This is a genomic window from Paenibacillus bovis (assembly GCF_001421015.2).
Taxonomy (GTDB): domain Bacteria; phylum Bacillota; class Bacilli; order Paenibacillales; family Paenibacillaceae; genus Saccharibacillus; species Saccharibacillus bovis.
Genome location: NZ_CP013023.1, coordinates 81303 through 99089, shown reverse-complemented (window position 1 = coordinate 99089; position 17787 = coordinate 81303). Strand labels below are relative to the sequence as shown.

Below are 17787 nucleotides of genomic sequence, written 5' to 3'. Positions count from 1 at the left end.
CAATATTCTATGCCGTATAGAAAAATTGAATACACCAAACAGCCGCAGCGGTTAAATACTGCGGCTGTCAAGCAGATGCTATTGTTCTTTCTTGGCAGGCTTTGCGTATTGTGCATAAGCTTCCTGCAAGATCGCATAGCTTTTCTTTGGACGTTCATGGGAGACCGGTTCGTTCCATGGTTCCCAGGTATAGCTGCCAAACGCCGGTGCATTGACCGCGGCCTGGCTGTTTTTCGGTACGAGTACAGGAGAAGCTTTGACGCCATCGGTTTTTTGCGGAGCGACTCCTTTGGCCTGATACGGATTTTCCCAGACTGTCAGTGAGCTTGGGTCTATAAAGCCGAGCAGCATCCACGGAATCGCGAACTCAATCACGTTATCTTTGGCATACCAGTCCGACAGATTGTTGAACTCCGGACTGTTTGGATCATTGATGCCATGATGTAGCTTGCCGACTTCCAGTTCTTCAAACGGCATAGTGACTTTGGTCTGCGGCAAATACAGCTCCCGGTTCAGTGCAAGTTTCCACGGTAGGAAATAACCGGCCGCTCCATCCGCATATTTGGGATCATACGGAATTTCTTTGCGGGAAGCACCATACAGATACGTATGCTGATCATAGCCGCTGTTAATGTAGATATGACTGTCTTTTTCTGTATTGCCCTGGATACTCACCAGGAACTCGATCGGCTGGTTAAAAGTGACACCTGGCGCTTTATCCGATTTGAGGCTACCTTCACCATTCGTATCAAAGCCGATATACAGATTATTTTGGCTGAAATCCCAGTTGCCGTTTTTCTTTTCCAGTTTGACGTACAGGTTGGCGGCATCATGCGTCATCTGCATCGTCATATCCGGATAGTCCTGAGTAATGGCGGTCTGATTCTTAGCCCAGTCTTCCGTCTTGCCATCCAGGTGAATCATATCGTCCACACTGGCTTCCGGCTCGACAGCGATCACACCAAAATGCTCTTCATTGGTCAGCCGGTTGCGCCACATGGCTCGGCGGTCTGCCGGCTCCAGATCTATCGTATTCCAGGTGAATTTGAACCATTCATCCTGCCATTCGAACAGCAGGGCGCCATCCAGACCTTCATCATAAATATCCTTGACCAGTCCGGCATCGAGCTTGCCTTGCTCCTCTTCGGTATGCATCCCTTGATTCCGTCCAAGCGGACCGTAGTGAGCCATTCCACGTGAACTGGGCATCCCGAACTCGGCAACTACCAGCGGTATGCCTTTGTGATGCTTGCGCATATCATGAAGATAACCGGCATACGGATTCACGGTACCATCCGCTTTTTTATACTTTTTGTATTCCGGCTGTTGACGCAGCAGATCCGGATAATACGGATAGATATGGTAGGAAGAGAAATAGCCGGCCTGCCAGGAGCTGGCTACAGGCTTGATATTCATCGGATCGACCGATACCAGATCTTCCTGTTCCAGCGGTTCATTCGGATGCTTGAGCGGATCGGTAGTCACCCAGTTGGTAAAAGACATCGGGTGCTGCCAGCCGTATTTCATATCGGCTTCTGCAGCTACATCGAGCATGCTGGCGACCCAGCTCTCAAAAGCCGTAGCATCCGCATCCGCGCTAAAATATTTGCCTTTATAAGGTGGTTGATCCGGGTGTGCCTTATCCGTTACATCCACCGCATAAGGGAACCACTCGGTACCGACTACCCAGCCCAGCAAATACGGAGATACATCCGCTGTATACTGTCCATGCGCATGTCCGGGAGTCTCGTCAATCGTGATCTGTCCGTGAATCGCTCCGACCGCTTCCTGAATCTCCTTGGTAAAGGATTGGGTAATCTCCGGTGTATAGGCATCGCGGCCACGGGAATCTTCACCGATCAGCTCTTCCTCCGGCGACCATACCCCCTGCATTAGATACAGCGGTTCTTTTTGCGTCTCGTTATACTCTTTGAGCGCTTCATAGAAAAAAGGAGGCAGGATTGTATAAATCCGCAGTACCCGGATATTCATCGCTTTCATTTCCGGGAACCAGCGTAAATAATCCTCCTTGGTCGGATTCAGCTCTCCGGGATAGTGACCAGGTGTAGTGGCACCAAGGTTGATTCCTGCCCAAAAGGAAGGCTGCCATGTGCTGCCATCATAGACAGCCAGCTGCTCGCCGACGACGGTGGAGGTGCGTTTGATCCCGTCCTTGTCGACGACAGGTACCGTATACGAGCCGCCTTTGCCGGTAGGATCATTATCGGCAGCAGGAGCGCCTGCCGGACTGCCGCGCAGCAGCCAGAAGGAGAATGCGGCGATGACGATAACCGCCGCCACAACAGTGATGATCAATGGACGGTTTGGACGTTGATGTGATTTTTTTCGGGATCGCATATTGTCATCCTTTACTTCATAATGAATTGCCTGTATTCATACAGTACCACAAAGGAACCATAATATATCATTAAAACCATTACCTTACATAAAATGGTGGCTGAACATCTGCAAATCTTACAATTTTATTCAAATTTCGGCTAAATTGTTGTCACTGCAATGATAGAGGGTAAGTGCAACAGAGGAGGCGATACATCATGCGCAAACATCGGATCAATCGTTCCGCTCAAGCACCGGTCAGAAGCCGCCGGATGCGAATACACAAGCCGGACTCCTACAAACTGGCTGTAGATTTCAAAAAACGTCGTCTGGTCGCCGAGAACCGTTACGAGCTGATCAGTCTGCTGAATGATATGATTACGACCATTTGTTTTCTGGTGGGCAGCTATTTTTTCTTTACCAGCCAGACCAAGACCGGAACAATCATGTTTGTTATCGGCAATGCCAACACATTATTTAGAGCCATCCTGTCACTGGTACGCAAAATCCATGTGGAATGGATGAATGAACAGAGCCAGACGGCCGAAAAATAGCAGATATGCAGCATTTGGAACAAGCCTGCTTCCATTAAGATGGATATATAAAATACAAAACCCCGGCTGCAGCAGCCAGGGTTCATTTTTTATGTGCAGATTGTATCGGTGGGTAAGGAAAGTCAGGACTTGATCTGCTTTAGCGGCTCGGTTGGCGGGCCTTCCAGCACTTCACCCGTGTAGCTGAACCGTCCGCCATGACAAGGACAGTCCCAGGAGCGTTCGGCTTCATTCCAGCCGACTTCGCAGCCCATATGGGTACATGTCGTGTCCACTACATGCAGCTTGCCATCCGGGTCCCGGTAAGCGCCAGTGCGTTTGCCATGATGCCAGATAATCGCGCCTTGATCCGGCTCTAGATCATCCGCTTTGCGCCGGTTGAAATCAAGCTTGCCGGTGACCAGTTCCTTGGCGACCGTCGCGTTATGACTGACCGCCGTTTTGATCCGTTCCAGCAGCGGCATTTTGCGGGAAGGGGAGAACAGATCGGTATACCGATTTTCCCGGCCCATGATCATATCGGTCATCATGATCGCTGCCAGTGTACCGGATGTCATACCCCATTTGGCATAAGCGGTACCGACCAGAATATTGGGCTTGTCGCTGGTCACATAGCCAATACAGGGCATCCGGTCCAGCGAATACAGATCCTGCGCCGACCAGCGATACGGAATATCCTTGATGCCCAGCAGCATACCGGAAAAGGTCTCCAGATCCGCGTAATGCATCGTGGTCTCTTCTTCCTGACCGGTACGATGCCCTTTGCCGCCGACAATTACATACTGTTGTCCGTCAAAGGTAGCCGAGCGCAGAGAGTGCTTGGGCTCGTCCGCACTGATATACATGCCACCCTCGAATGGAGTCTCCGCGCGAATCGCCAGTGTGTACGAACGCTGCGGCTGCAAGCGGGCAAAGTAAAATCCGTTCTGATCCGTCACCGGATAGTGCGAGCCGGACACGACTTTGTCGCAGGTGACGCCAAATTCCTGATCTTGGATCAGCAGTCGTGGACGGTCGCCATCCTCGACTTCCTCGATCATCGTATTTTCATATACCTGTCCACCCATCACCCGGAATTCCATCAGCAGGAATTTCAGATATTGCAGTGGATGAAAGCGTGCCTGTCCGGGCAGGGCAATAGCGCCTTTGACACGCAGCGGGATTGGCAGGGACTCTACCCATTCACCGGGAATACCGAGTTCCCGGTAGGCTTCCATTTCCTGTTCCAGATTCTTAAACTCTTTGTCATCCGATTCGACATAGACGTAGGCAGTCTCTTCCTGCCAGTCGCAGTCGATCTGGTTATCCTCGACCATCTGCTGCATAAACCGCTTGGCTTCTTCGGCAGCCTCATAATACAAAATAGCGCTCTGGTCATCCACATGCTTACGCAGATGATCGTAGATCAGGCCATGCTGGGACGTGACTTTGGCAGTGGTATAACCGGTTGTGCCATCCAGTACTTTGCCAGCGTCGAACAGGGCGACCTGTTTACCCTCCTTGGCTAATAGATAGGCAGCGGTAATCCCCGTAATACCGGCACCGACAACAGCAATTTCTACATCGAGTTCTTCACGCAGCGGTGGAAAAGAAGGCAGCTCTGTAGTGGCACGCCAAAAAGAGTAGGATTGATCCGGCAGTTCCGTTTCGGCAGCTTTGCGGGTGATATCCTTGTTCGTATCGTCTTTCATAATTGTCCCTCCTGTCAGATCGTAAGTTATAGGGTAACCAAACATACCCTTTCATTACCACTGGCAGCAGGGCGCTAATCGAAGAATTGAACCGGAGGAATTATCGACGCAGCTCGGCCAGTGTTTCTTCCCAGCGGGCGAGCACGTCGTCCGGCTGAAGCAGCCGAATCGTAATGCCCGATGTCAGCTCCGCATATTTGGCGGTATCTTCCCGTACATGCTCCACAACAGCCTCGAACCGTGCCCGTGGATAGACGGCATCTGTCAGCTCCGGCAGAGGTGTGCAGGAGAGGCGAAGTGCATAGGATACACCTTCCCGGACAAAAGTAAGCAGTCCCTTGCCGCTGCGCAGCAGATTGCCTGTCGTCGTCGTTCCCTGCCAGAGCGCGAGCCGTACATGCTGTTCATCCAGCATTAGTACTTCACCTGCACTGACCATCGCTTGATGAGGATAACCGTCTTCTCCGATCGTGAGTAAAGGCATAGCCAGATGCTGCTTGCTGTGAAGGTCCTGTCCGTTCAGCAGCTGCATCAAGGAAGGTGTAAGTATAGTATGTTCCATCGAGATTCACTCCATTTCCAGTCGTGTGATTGCGTATCCATAGATATATAGCATAGTCTGTCTGTTCTTCTGCCGATATGGCATTTTGCATAGAGGCAGGAGAAGCAGTTAAAATTATAATACCTCTATATATCATATCACTGTTATATTGCAGGCATGACTATGGGACAGGAGGGATGATATGCTGCTATTTGATAGCCGATTCTGGATCGGCGGACTGATCCTGATTACTTTGGTATTATTTATTCTGCATCGTGTGTACCGCAAAGACGGGATATATTTGCTGATCGCCGGCATTTTCGGGATATATATGCTGAATGTGATCCGCTATACCTTTTTCCCGTTTCCGGTGGATCCGCAGCTGCTGACACTGATGCGCATGGCTGGTAGCGAGCCGGGCATGGTGCGGTTCAACTGGATTCCTTTTCATTCCCAGTTTTACGATTCCATTCTGGATGACAAGTCCAATTATCTTAATATCCTGATGACCGTTCCATATGGACTTATGGTGCCATTCCTAATTCCCGTTCGGCAGCACCGGGCGAGAATGATATGGCTGGGACTGGGGATCGGGCTGGTCATCGAGGCTTTGCAGGGACTGCTGAATCTGCTGCTTGGGTACACGTATCGTACGGTAGATATCAACGATATTATCTTCAATTTTACCGGGTCGATGCTGGGCTGGGGGCTGCTGAACGTGCTGCTGCATACATCGATCGGACAGAAAAAGCTTGCCATTTGGCTGCCGGGTGTGTTAAAAAGTAAATAATCACAACGAATCAGCGAATCCACCGCTCCCGGGAAGGAGCCTGGGCTATTCCTGATCCGTTACAACCAAGGAGGTGAGGCAGGATGTTAACTTTCCCATTATTTATTACGCTGGAGCGCAGACCGCTGGGCAGCTGTAGTATTGTACATTCATTTCGTGAAGACGGGAGAAGTCTGTCCAAAAATGAATACTCGTACAATGGCGAAATGCCGCTCCTGCCTTCAGCCTCGGTCGGACATGTAGCATGATCATCAGCAGCCTGTGAGGGGTATCTGTAATAGAGTATAATGCTCTCTACAGATGACTCTTATGCCTGCTTGTTTCATGCGATCTACATCTCTGTGATCCGTATCGGCGCATGAAGCGTCTGTACCCAGAGATGCCCGGTAATCCGGGGATATCTTTTATCGTACAGCCGTAGGGACATTTCCCTGCGGTTTTTTCGTATGTTCATGTATACAATTGGCAAATGAACATATGGGATTCCGGCGATTCCGCCGGGCTGACAGGCAGCAGCGCATTTCTCCTTCAAAAATACACACAGCTGCAGATACGAACAGACAGAATGAACAATAAACAGTAACAGGTATGCCGAACAAACAGCCTGTTATTCGTAAATATGCGTACGAAACAGGATTTTACCTCTTCCAAAGGAGAGGAGCCATCATTACAATTCCGCTGATCGCTGATCGCTGATCGCTGATCGCTGATCGCTGATCGCTGATCGCTGATCGCTGATCGCTGATCGCTGATCGCTGATCGCTGATCGCTGATCGCTGATCGCTGATCGCTGATCGCTGATCGCTGAAAGTGACCATGAGTCTAATCCGGTTTCCACTGGCGAATGATGCAATTCCTGTTCGTACCGTTCATCCTGATCTTCTCTGCAGTCTATAGAGGAGAATATACAATATGTCGATTATGATTGCCTGTCAGCAGGTTCAACAATATTATGGGGCCCAGCAGGTCCTGTCCAGCGTTACCCTCGAAATTCACAGCGGCCGCAAAACCGGCCTGATCGGTCTCAACGGTGCCGGTAAAACCACTCTGTTCCGCATGCTGTCCGGCCAGGAACGTCCATATCAGGGCAGTCTGCATATTCAAAAAGGCGCCCGTGTAGGTTATCTGGCGCAGGTTCCTGCCTACGAAGACAGTACCACGATTCTGGATGTACTGCGCGGCAGCTTCCGGGAACTGCTTGCTTTGCAGCAGCGGATGGAAGAGCTGACCATACAAATGGCAGATAGCAGTCTGTCCGAAGAAGATATGCAAAAAGTACTTCGTCAATATGGCGAAGCACTGGATCAATTTGAAGAAGCGGGCGGCTATGCCATATCTGCCCGGATCGATGCCGTTGCCAATGGTCTCGGTATTGGAACAGATCGTTACGACCGTCTGTTCAATGGATTATCCGGCGGCGAGAAGACCAAAGTCTGTCTTGCAGCGCTGCTGCTCACCGATCCGGATATCCTGCTGCTGGATGAACCGACCAACCATCTGGATATGGAAGCGGTCGTCTGGCTGGAGCAGTTTATCACCGGATCATCGGCGACAGTAGTTATTATTTCGCACGATCGCTATTTTCTGGATAAGGTCGTACAAGAGATCATCGAGTTGGAAGACGGCGAAGCAACCACCTACCCGATGAACTATTCTGCGTACCGAGAAGAAAAGCAGCGCCGACTTGTTCGCCAGTTCGAAGACTACCAAGAACAGCAAAAGGAGATCAAACGTATCCAGGAATCGATCAAGCGCCTGATCGAATGGGGCAACCGCTCCAATCCGCCGAACCCTGGATTCCACCGAAAAGCTGCTTCTATGCAAAAAGCACTGGATCGGATGCAAAAGGTCAAACGCCCGGTCATGGACCGTGCCCAGATGGATCTGGATTGGCGTCAACGCGACCGCTCGGGTAACCGGGTACTCGTGCTGGATCAGGTATGGAAAGGCTATGGCGACAAGATTCTGCTGCAGGAAGCGTCTGCGCTGCTGCGGTATGGGGAGCATGCCGCAATTATCGGCGGCAATGGAGCAGGCAAAACAACCCTGCTGCGCATGGTGCTCGGACAAGAAGAACCGGATGCAGGAAGCCTAACACTAGGCTCCCGTACCGATGTCGGTTACCTCGCTCAGGAGGCCGCTCCGCCAGATCGTGGCGAGACGGTGCTGGAGTGGTTCAAGCTGGAAGCTCGGATGGAAGAAGGCCAGGCAAGAGGGCAGCTGGCGAAATTCTTATTTTATGGAGCAGATGTATTCAAGAAAGTATCAGGATTGTCGGGTGGCGAATGGAGCCGTTTGCGTTTGGCGATACTAATGCACCAGCGTCCGAATCTGCTGATTCTGGATGAACCGACGAATCATCTGGATATTTCCTCAAGAGAAGCATTGGAAGAGGCGTTGGAGGAGTTTCCAGGGACGATTTTGACAGTGTCGCATGATCGGTATTTTATTAACCGGATTGCGGGCCAGATATGGAGTCTGGAGGATGGGGAACTTAGAGTAACGTTGGGGAACTATGAGGATTATCCAAGATAAATAATCACAAAAAAAACAAAGTCCTTTAAATAACTTTTAAAGGACTTTGTTTTTTTAGAATCCCATACCATGGTCTTTAGTATTTATCTCTGAATTCATATTGGTAAGAGGAGAAACAGGTAAAATGCTAATTAGACCTAAAAAAAGAATGAACGAAATTGTTAATCTTTTCATCTGAGCCGACTCCTTTCAACAAATTCTCATATTCAGCTAATTGTTCAGAAGTTGCTATAGACTTTATTTGTTGCATTAATGCTATAATATCTAATATTTTATTTTTATTATATATTTTAATTGAAAGCTTTAAGCTTTCAATTAAATTACTAATACCTTCATTATTCGATTGTTTTCTTAAATTATAAATTGCAAGTTGATAATGTAAATTAATATATCGACTTGTAAGACTAATTTTGCTTTGTGATTTGCTGTATACAAAATCATTTTTGATAACATTAGCAAATTTAGATAATATTTCATCTATATCAAACTCATATTCATTAGCAGCTTTTAAAATATTAGATATTGCAGGAAGAATCTCTTCAGGATGATTTTCTAAAAATCCTATATACTGAGGTAGAACAGTAATATTACCCATCATTACGTCCATAAGATACATGTTAGCTGTTGCAAAGTAAGTAAGCTTATGAACCTCTTTTTCGCCATCCTCATCCAAACCTTTAAACCAACTTAAATCCATATATTGAAGAATGTATTTTTTTGCCTCTTCATAATGGCCTTTATGCTCTAAAGCTACACCTTTAATTAGCGAAGATTGACCATAATAAAAAACCAAAGGTCTTTCAGTTTTTATAGGTAAATAACAATTGTCATTATCTATTTTTTTTGACTCAATATTATAAACCATTGTAACTAAATTAGATAACTCCTCTGCATACCTCTCTACTGTATCCCAATTCTGTAATAAATAATAAATATTAGCGAGATAAAATAATCCATCTAACATAAAATTTTCAGGGAGGCGATCCCGGAATGGTTCAAAACGTACTGCTGCTCTAAAAGTTTCTTCTGTATTTTCACCAATAGATGCTCTAAAAACCCGATAATGAGCAATTGCCAGTCTCTCCGAATGTTGATGTTTCTCATTCTCGATAACGCATTCATAAAAAGGCAGAGATTCTTTTACTTTGCCTTCTTCATACAATTCCTCAGCCAAACCAAATACAGAAACCGTATTCGATAAATCTTCCATCAAGCGATCCAACACCGCCTGAATGCAGTCATATCTTCCAATCTCTGTACACCTTAACAAAAATGCTTTAATCCGCCGCCAGTCAGCCTTTTCATTGATAAAGCATTCATCCACATAATACTCATACATCCAGCCTTCAGGGTGACCCAGTGCTTCGGCCATTAGATCCAGTTGGCGGATGGAAATCGATTTGGGCGGATTACCATTCAAAATACCGCTGATAATACCACGGTTAATTCCAGCCAGTTTACCAAAGCTGCTAAGTGAATGTCCTTTTTGTCGAATACCTTTTTCAATCTCAAGTCGTATGGTTGTGGTGTTGGTAATCATAACCGAACACACCCCTTTATTCCGAAAGTTTCCCGTTTGTTGCGCCCCAGTAAACCCATGATCTTCAAATTTATTACATTATATATTAGGCTTTGAACTGCGGTCAATTACTTTTAATGGATTGGTACAAATTTAGGTATCATAAATCAAAAGCCGTCTTATCACGGAGGATAGACGGCGGGAAATGAAATGGTTATTTGGTTTCCATTTTAGGAATCGTCTGTAACTTATGCAGCAAGGCCAGACAATCCACAATTCTGGAGTTATTAAAGTTCTTAATCGTCTCTTCCATAGCGGATAAAATGACATCCAACTGCTCCAGCGGCTTGCCACGATTAAGGTGATACAGTGCCAGTTGGTAATAAATATGAACATGGCGATTCAAGTCAGCTTGAGCCGTATAGGACTGCCGAATATTAATACTTTCCAGCATATCTGCAGGATAAATCACGTCCTCATACTGGGCAAGTACAGGATCGATATTCCAGTAGTGAATATTGCTTGCTTTGAGCAGGATGAACAGACTCGGAAGGATCTCCAGAGGATGTTCTTCCATAAGCTTCAGGTAACGAGGAAGTGCTTGTTGATTACCTTGCAGCAGTTCAAGATTGTATTCGTTGAACTTGGCGTACAGACTGAATTTGTGTACTTCTTTTTTGCCAGCTTCGTCCAGGCCGCGAAACCAGCTCAGGTCTCTGAATGGCTCCAGATATTGTCGAGCTTCTTCATACTTTCCTTCAAGTTCAAGCGAACAAAAGCGCAGTAAGTAACTCTGCCCATAATAGACAACCAAAGGCCGAAGCAGGGAAGAGAGAACAGCCGATTCGCCAGTCGATTCTTGAGTGTACAACTGCTCATAAAGCGAACGGGACAATTGATGCAGCTCGACAGCATACTTTTTGACCCGTTCCCAATCCTGCAAAATATACGAATGAAAAGCAAGCTGCAGCAGCGCATCCAGTTTCAGATGGATAGGCAGCTTCTGATAAAACGGCTCAAAGCTGATAGCTACCCGATAATTTTTCTCTAGATCCAGCCCGATCTCCATATTAAATATACGATAATGGCTGATAGCGAGCTTCTCGGAATGATGATCCTTTTCATGACGGATAATCGTCTCATACAAGTCACGAATAGCTATATAATCGTTCTCCTGCACCAGCTCTTCGGCTAGTTCAAATATGTGATTAAGCTGCCCGGGAAGGGAAGCGAGCCTATCCAGCAGGGCATGAAGATTAGCCGTTCTGTTCAGCTGTATACAGCGTACCAGAAAAGGCTTTAGCTTGCGCCAGTTCAGTTTATCGTTGGATGGGAAAGACTCCATGAGAAATTCATCATACAGCCAGCCTGGAGGCTTGTGCAGCGCTTTGCTCATCTGATCGAGCTGCTGAATCGAAATGGATTTGGGTGAATGTTCGTTCAGCGTAGCGCTTAATACGCCTCTATTGATGCCGGATACTTTACTGAAATGACTGATCGAGGAGAAGCCTTGCTGCCGAATTTCTTTTTTGATTATATGGTTCAAACAGTAAGCCTGCTGCACAATTATCATCTCCAACAGCTTGTTTTACATATAGGTGCCAGATCACTTATATGGTGTGAATAAATTTGAATTCATCTCTCTGATTTTTTGCAAAAGGGTATGGCTGTTTAATATATGCTCGTAGCTATAGTTTTGAACAACATGCTCCAATATATTCAAAATAGCTTCCAAGTCATGGTTATACAATTTCTGGTCAAAGTGATATACAGCAAGTTCATAATACAGATTGATATAGCGGCTAACTCCTATCGATAGATCTTTATAATTATGTTCTACTGTTTCAAACCTTGCTATTAAATTGACCGAATCGAATGAATAGATATGTTCGTGAAAAGTCTCCAGAATGTCGCCTACGTTAAATCCATGCAGATTAGCCGCGTACAAGATCACATTCACACTGGCCAAAATTTCACCAGGATACTTGAATAAAAGTTCTTTGTATTCAGGTAATACGTTATGGTTGCCTTGCAGCAGTTCGATATTCAGGGAGTTTATATCCGCATACATTGTAAACTTTGCGACTTCATTACGTCCTTCCTCATCCAGCCCTTCAAACCAGCTTAAATCCGAGAATTTGGAAAGGTAATCATTTGCTTCCTGATAATTCTGGGTGAATTCGGCAGCCGTAAACTTAATCAAATAACTTTGACCATAGTAAACAACCAGAGGCCGACTGGTATTGACGTGGAGAGTACGATGCTTTGCTGATTGATGCTTATATTCGCGAGCATATATAGAGTGACTAAGTTCCATTAATTTGTCGGCACAGTCGGACATGGCTTCCCAGTCTTTGACTGTAAAATAAATATTGGAGAGCTTAAGAAGAGCGTCCAGCATTAAATGCTCAGGCAAATGGGCACAATAAGGCTGGAATATCAGCGCAGCTTTGAAACTCTGACCAATCATTTCTCCAGCTGCAGCCTGGAAGATACGATATTGGCTGACTGCTAATTGCTCTGACTGGTAACTCCGCTCATATTGAATAATATTCCTATAGAGAGGAAGGGCACCTCGCAGTTGGCTATCAGCTGTTAACTGCTCTGCTAATTCGAAAATCTGGGACAGATAAGATACATCTTTCATTATCCAATCCATTATTTTGTCTATGAGTTCAATGCGATTTAGTTGTATACAGCGAAGGAGCAAGGGACGTGCCCTTCTCCAATTCACTTTGGTATCCTGCAAAAAGGCTTCTTCAATAAATTGTTCATAAAGCCATCCTTCCGGCTTACCCAGTGTCTCTCCCATGCGATCGAGTTGATTCACTGAAATGGGGCGAGGTGGATCAGCATTTATAGTGGCGCTTAACACACCTCTATTAATTCCGGATGCTTTGCTAAAAGAATTAATGGTGTAGTATTGTGAACGCATTTCTTTTGTCAAGATTTCACGAACGGTCAGGATACGGTTCACTTTGGATCTCCCCTTTTCTTACAGAAAGACAACTTATGCAATAATGACATTTGTAGTAGAAATGACATACCAAGGATTTGATAACTTAGTACCTGAAGATTTTACCCCAATCCTGTGTTGAATCGCTAAAGTATAGATATAGAGTAATACCTTATACTTGTTTTTCCAAGGACTCGGTTAATTTACGGAGCCTTTTGAAAAGATGAAGGCAGTCCATAATGCGTCCACGATTATACTGCTCAATTGTAGATTCGAGTGTATACAGGATTTTTTCCAGCCGTTCGTCGTATACGTTCCGATCGCAGTAATAGATAGCCAATTGATAATAGAGGTCTATATATCGGTTAATACCTATGGTCACGTCCTGATAGTTGTATCTGGCTTTGCTTCCTGCTATAAGATAATCCAGAATATCAGCAGGATAAATAATATCTTCATAGCGACTAAGCAGTGGGTCAACATTGTAGCCATATTTGTTGGCTGCTTCGATAATGATTAACGTAGAAGGCAAAACTTCCTGTGGATGCTGTTCCAGAATCTGAAGGTACCTGTCGAGTACCTGTTCCTTGCCGGTTAGCAGTTCCAGATTCATAGTATGAATTATGGAGTAGAATCGAAAACGATCAATATAGTATTGGTTCTCGGCATGCTCATCCTCAAACCATTGCAAATCTGCAAATAAATCTACATATATCTGTGCTTTGTCATACTTTTCTTCTTCTTCGTATACAGCACATTTAAGTAATAATCCCTGTCCATAATACACAACAAGAGGTCGTTCCAGATCAAGAAAAGGAATGACTCCATGATTTTGTCTGGCTTGCATTCTTAGTTGATATGCCTTGGAGCTAAGTCGGTAAAGCTCATCTGCCATGTTTACCGCCTGCTCCCAATCTTGCAGTGAGTAATAAATATTAGCAAGTTTTAGCAAGGCATCCAACTGCATCGGAACCGGTAGAAGATTGCGGTGAGGAGCAAAAGTTAAAGCTGCCTTCAGGTTGGTTTCGATATTATTTCCAATCAATGATTTAAAGATACGATAATGACTCACAGCAAGACGTTCAGAGTGTGAATTACGCTCGTATTCAATAACGTATTTGTATAGTAGAATCGCCAGATTTTCTTCTTTTTGGATCAGGTTCTCGGCGAGACGAAATACCTCGTCGATATAAGATGGATCGTCCAAAAGTAAATATAAGATACGATTTATCAGGTCACTTCGCTGCAATTCTACACAGCGTATGATTAGTGAGCGAACACGCCGCCAATTGGACTTTTCCTCTGCAGAAAAGCATTCTTCAATAAATAAATCGTATAGCCAACCTGGAGGTTTATCTAAAGCCAGATTCATCTGATCCAGCTGATGGATGGAGATAGGTTTGGGAATTTTGCTATTAAGCGTAGCACTTAATACGCCGCGATTCACACCGGATAGACGGCTAAAGCTGCTCAGACTGTAACCCCGCTGAAGGATCTCTTTCTCTAATTCGTGTCGCAGGGTTTTTAATTGCGTCATGTTTTCACCTCGTACTCTACGCATTCTGTAGAGTGTAGTAACCATATTGTCTTATTCATGCTGCTATTTTGTGAATTCTCTTAATTTTTTGAAAAGGTTAAGGCAATCCATAATCCGTCCACGATTGTATTTTTCGACAGTGGATTCCAACCTATATAGAACCTTCTCCAGTTTTTCATCGTACATTTTGCGATTACAGTGATAGATAGCCAATTGATAATACATGTTGACGTACCGAGTAATTCCTACTGAGACCTCATAGTAAAGTCGATTGCCATCCTGTTCACTAAATAAAAATTCCATAATATCTTCTGGATAGATGATATCGTCATAATAAGTAAGAAAATGGTCAATGTCGTAATCATGAGTATTGGCTGCTTTGATAATAATCAAAAGACTAGGTAGAACTTCTTCAGGATATTTTTTTAGTAGATCAAAATACTCATTTAATTTGTCCTGATTGCCAGTTAATATCTCTAGGTTCAACGCATTAAGCATAGCAAAGAAGTCGAAGCGTTCAATATACTTTTGATTTTCAGGATGATCATCTTCAAACCAGTGAAGGTTAGAGAACTTTTTGAGATGCACGCTTGCTTTTTCATAATCTTCCAAATGTTCATTAGCAACGAATTGCATCAACTGGCTTTGACCGTAGTACACGATAAGAGGGCGTTCAGTAAAGGGAATTTTAAATTCTTTACTTTTTTCTTTTGCTTGCAGTTTTTGCTTATGAAGACGACTGGATATGTCATATAACTCTTGTGATAATTTGATAACTATATCCCAATTTCGAACGGTATAATTTACAATAGACAGTTTAAGCAGCGCATCCAGCTTCAAATAATCCGGCAGCCGATGCCGAAATGGCTCGAAAATCAATGCCGCTTTCAGATTATCTTCAATATTATGCCCCAGAGAAGCCCGGAAAATCCTATACTGGCTGATCGCCAGACGCTCCGACTGGTAATTCCGCTCATTCTCAATTACACATTTATAAAAAGGAACCGTTTCCACTGTAGCGCCAGCTTGGACTTGTTCTTCGGCCAGCTCGAAGACGTGTCCAACATGGTTGGGGTCTTCCATCAACAGATACAGGGTACGCTCGATCAAATCGTTTCGATGAATCTCCATACATCGCAGCAGCAGTGGCCGGATACGACGCCAATTGGCTTTGCCCTGCTCACTAAAGCTTTCTTCTATAAACTGTTCATACAGCCAGCCTTCGGGCTTACCGAGAGTAGCGGACATCCGGTCTAGCTGGTTGATCGACATGGGTTTAGGAGGATTGCCGTTCAGGGTAGCGCTCAGAATTCCCCGGTTGATTCCTGAGGCTTTGCTGAAGCTGCTCAGAGAATAACCCTGCCGTGCAATCTCCTGCTCTAGTTCGGTTCGTAATGTGATTAGATTATTCACGCGGATCACCTCTTTTCCTGAATTAACATAGACGTTGCTATATTCAGAGCTGCCATTTATTGTACGACCTATATCACCTTTTACGTAGTGACCGATCTAATACGTTCCAAAAATTATTTGCTAAATAGGTGAATCTGTATCTATTCTGCTTTTATATACGCGGATACAGTAGAGCATAGATGCGTTATTAGCAGAGATATCTATGGATGATTCCACCTTACTTTACCAAAAAAAGATAATTTTTATTATTATACAGGTTACTCAAAAGCTGCCGGGTTCGTTTTTGGTAACGTTACATAATTGCGCATATTAATTCCATAATAGAATCATTACATGAAAAAAAAGGGAGTGATTACAAAAAAAATAAGTCTGTTTTTTGTAAACTGCTGCAATAATAGACATACAGGCGATGGTAATCAGGCAGCATACAGATAGAATTCTGATACCTTCGACTTGTCACTCTATTTGCCGTAACGTTTCACCTGCCACTATGATTTCACCGCATTGGATCGATACCGCGGGGGCGGCAGAGGATGAACCACACAAGAACGAAGCTTTTTGACATAGCGGTGAAATTAGATTGTAGAGCATTGCTTAGCAAGTTGTAGCAAGACCGTAGCCAGTAGATTCATCGTAGCAAGTAAGCAGTACAAGTAGCCTAACCACATAAGTAGTACAGCAGTTTATATCATAGAACACCAATAACATTCCCTGAATAATAGAGCAGTACCGAGTGAAGCCTGATCCCAGCGATCAGGCCTTTTCTTTTATATTGAATAATCCGGTTCTTCTCCAGGCTTGCGGAAATGGAGTTCTTCTTCCCTCTATATAGACGGATAAGCAGCCGGAAACGTTTTAAAAAGTAGGATTAAGTATTATTTTTTTACATGGTATATACAATGCGCATTTCATAAAGCGCCAGGGATTGGATAAAATAGAATTCATCCGGCATCATTTATTCAGCAACAGCAACAGCAACAGCAACAGCAACAGCAACAGCAACAGCAACAGCAACAGCAACAGCAACAGCGGGCTGCAAAAAATAATGACTGTTGATAAAATTTGAAAATGCGTTTTTTTGAAAACATCTGGCATAATCGTCTACAAGAGTAATTCCACGGAATAAGGCTCTGCCCGGTTACGCGCCCCAGTTTAACTGTGCATGCTCGTTTTCGTTGATGGTAACCAAGCCGGATTTTATTTGTCACGACGTCCGTTCCCGGGCACTGCTGTGCCTTCATACAGAATAATGATGTTATCGCAATAGCAGGCTGTCACCAGTACCTAGAGCGCTGGAGAGGGTCTGTTTGGGCTGTGCAGCGCTCTTTCTGCGCAGATAGCTAAATTTCGACAGAAATACGGCTGTGATTTGGTAAAATATACACTGGTTTTGGGGTTGGAAATACATAATAATGAGATTCTGCTGCAAATACATCAATAGCGGTGAGAGGCTATTCTAAGCCTTGTATACTGCGATAATCACGAGATGGATAACGAATAAAACGTCCACGTAACAGCAACTTTAATATTTATTTTACAATTTCCTGTAAAAACCATTTTTTACTGTTTATACATTCGTTGTCCGGGGTAAATGAAATTCTGGAGCACATTACATCTTATGGAGGGTTCACCATGAATAGGCTGTTTATAGCCTTTGCTGCATTTTTGAAAAAGCGTCTGATGGGCAATGTCATTCCGGCGGTAGTTATCCTTTTGTTCTGGTTTTACGGATTGCAGGCCAGTATGGAAGATTCGATCGGTACAGCGATTGTTGCATTTATTTTGTTGTCGATCGGAGATATGGTGTCCCTGTACTTTTTCGAAAACTCAGCCAAACATAAAAAGCACGTAGGTTAACAAGTAGATTACCAGCTACCGAATCATTACATGTCATCAGTCACACGAGCTGATTAC

14 protein-coding genes are annotated in these 17787 nt (G+C 44.8%); 5 read left to right on the top strand and 9 right to left on the bottom strand.

The annotated features are described in order from the left end of the window. Positions 1–78 precede the first annotated feature (78 nt). On the bottom strand, positions 79–2358 hold the full coding sequence (locus tag AR543_RS00440) for a hypothetical protein (protein WP_060530827.1): 2280 nt from the start codon (positions 2356–2358) through the stop codon (positions 79–81). 197 nt (positions 2359–2555) lie between these two features. On the opposite strand from AR543_RS00440, the gene AR543_RS00435 reads away from it, so the two are divergent. Further along, positions 2556–2891: a YrhK family protein gene (locus AR543_RS00435; RefSeq protein WP_060530825.1), complete on the top strand. Its 336-nt coding sequence runs from the start codon at positions 2556–2558 to the stop codon at positions 2889–2891. A 122-nt stretch (positions 2892–3013) separates the two neighbouring features. On the opposite strand, the gene AR543_RS00430 is transcribed toward AR543_RS00435, so the two are convergent. Continuing rightward, positions 3014–4582: an FAD-dependent oxidoreductase gene (locus AR543_RS00430; RefSeq protein ID WP_060530823.1), complete on the bottom strand. Its 1569-nt coding sequence runs from the start codon at positions 4580–4582 to the stop codon at positions 3014–3016. A gap of 100 nt (positions 4583–4682) precedes the next feature. Continuing rightward, entirely contained in the window at positions 4683–5144 is a 462-nt protein-coding gene (locus tag AR543_RS00425; RefSeq protein WP_060530820.1) for a hypothetical protein, read from the bottom strand. Between the two features lie 181 nt (positions 5145–5325). Here AR543_RS00425 and AR543_RS00420 point away from each other — a divergent pair, with 181 nt between their 5' ends. Both AR543_RS00420 and AR543_RS24165 read left to right on the top strand, forming a co-directional pair. Then, the gene (locus AR543_RS00420; protein WP_060530818.1) at positions 5326–5913 is read left to right on the top strand and encodes a VanZ family protein; all 588 of its coding nucleotides are present in this window, start codon (positions 5326–5328) and stop codon (positions 5911–5913) included. A gap of 83 nt (positions 5914–5996) precedes the next feature. Next, positions 5997–6161: a hypothetical protein gene (locus AR543_RS24165; RefSeq protein ID WP_017811085.1), complete on the top strand. Its 165-nt coding sequence runs from the start codon at positions 5997–5999 to the stop codon at positions 6159–6161. Positions 6162–6580: 419 nt separating this feature from the next. Here the strand turns inward: AR543_RS24165 and AR543_RS24160 are convergent, their stop codons facing one another. Then, complete coding sequence (locus tag AR543_RS24160) at positions 6581–6751, bottom strand: hypothetical protein (RefSeq protein WP_158523912.1); 171 nt, start codon at positions 6749–6751, stop codon at positions 6581–6583. 74 nt (positions 6752–6825) lie between these two features. Between AR543_RS24160 and abc-f the strand changes: the two genes are divergently transcribed. Next, the gene (gene abc-f / locus AR543_RS00415; protein WP_060530816.1) at positions 6826–8448 is read left to right on the top strand and encodes a ribosomal protection-like ABC-F family protein; all 1623 of its coding nucleotides are present in this window, start codon (positions 6826–6828) and stop codon (positions 8446–8448) included. 127 nt (positions 8449–8575) lie between these two features. Here abc-f and AR543_RS00410 read toward each other — a convergent pair whose 3' ends face one another. The 5 genes from AR543_RS00410 to AR543_RS00390 form a co-directional block, all read right to left on the bottom strand. Then, positions 8576–9988 (bottom strand): hypothetical protein, encoded by a 1413-nt coding sequence (locus tag AR543_RS00410; protein ID WP_060530814.1) that lies wholly within the window; start codon positions 9986–9988, stop codon positions 8576–8578. A gap of 193 nt (positions 9989–10181) precedes the next feature. Continuing rightward, positions 10182–11513, bottom strand: a complete 1332-nt coding sequence (locus AR543_RS00405; RefSeq protein WP_145953874.1) for a DNA-binding protein — start codon at positions 11511–11513, stop codon at positions 10182–10184. Positions 11514–11573: 60 nt separating this feature from the next. Further along, the gene (locus AR543_RS00400; RefSeq protein ID WP_060530811.1) at positions 11574–12944 is read right to left on the bottom strand and encodes a hypothetical protein; all 1371 of its coding nucleotides are present in this window, start codon (positions 12942–12944) and stop codon (positions 11574–11576) included. Positions 12945–13095: 151 nt separating this feature from the next. Further along, positions 13096–14460 (bottom strand): hypothetical protein, encoded by a 1365-nt coding sequence (locus AR543_RS00395; protein ID WP_060530809.1) that lies wholly within the window; start codon positions 14458–14460, stop codon positions 13096–13098. A gap of 63 nt (positions 14461–14523) precedes the next feature. Then, positions 14524–15873: a hypothetical protein gene (locus tag AR543_RS00390; protein WP_060530807.1), complete on the bottom strand. Its 1350-nt coding sequence runs from the start codon at positions 15871–15873 to the stop codon at positions 14524–14526. Between the two features lie 1632 nt (positions 15874–17505). Here AR543_RS00390 and AR543_RS00385 point away from each other — a divergent pair. Further along, positions 17506–17730: a hypothetical protein gene (locus AR543_RS00385; protein WP_060530804.1), complete on the top strand. Its 225-nt coding sequence runs from the start codon at positions 17506–17508 to the stop codon at positions 17728–17730. The last annotated feature ends 57 nt before the right edge of the window (positions 17731–17787 follow it).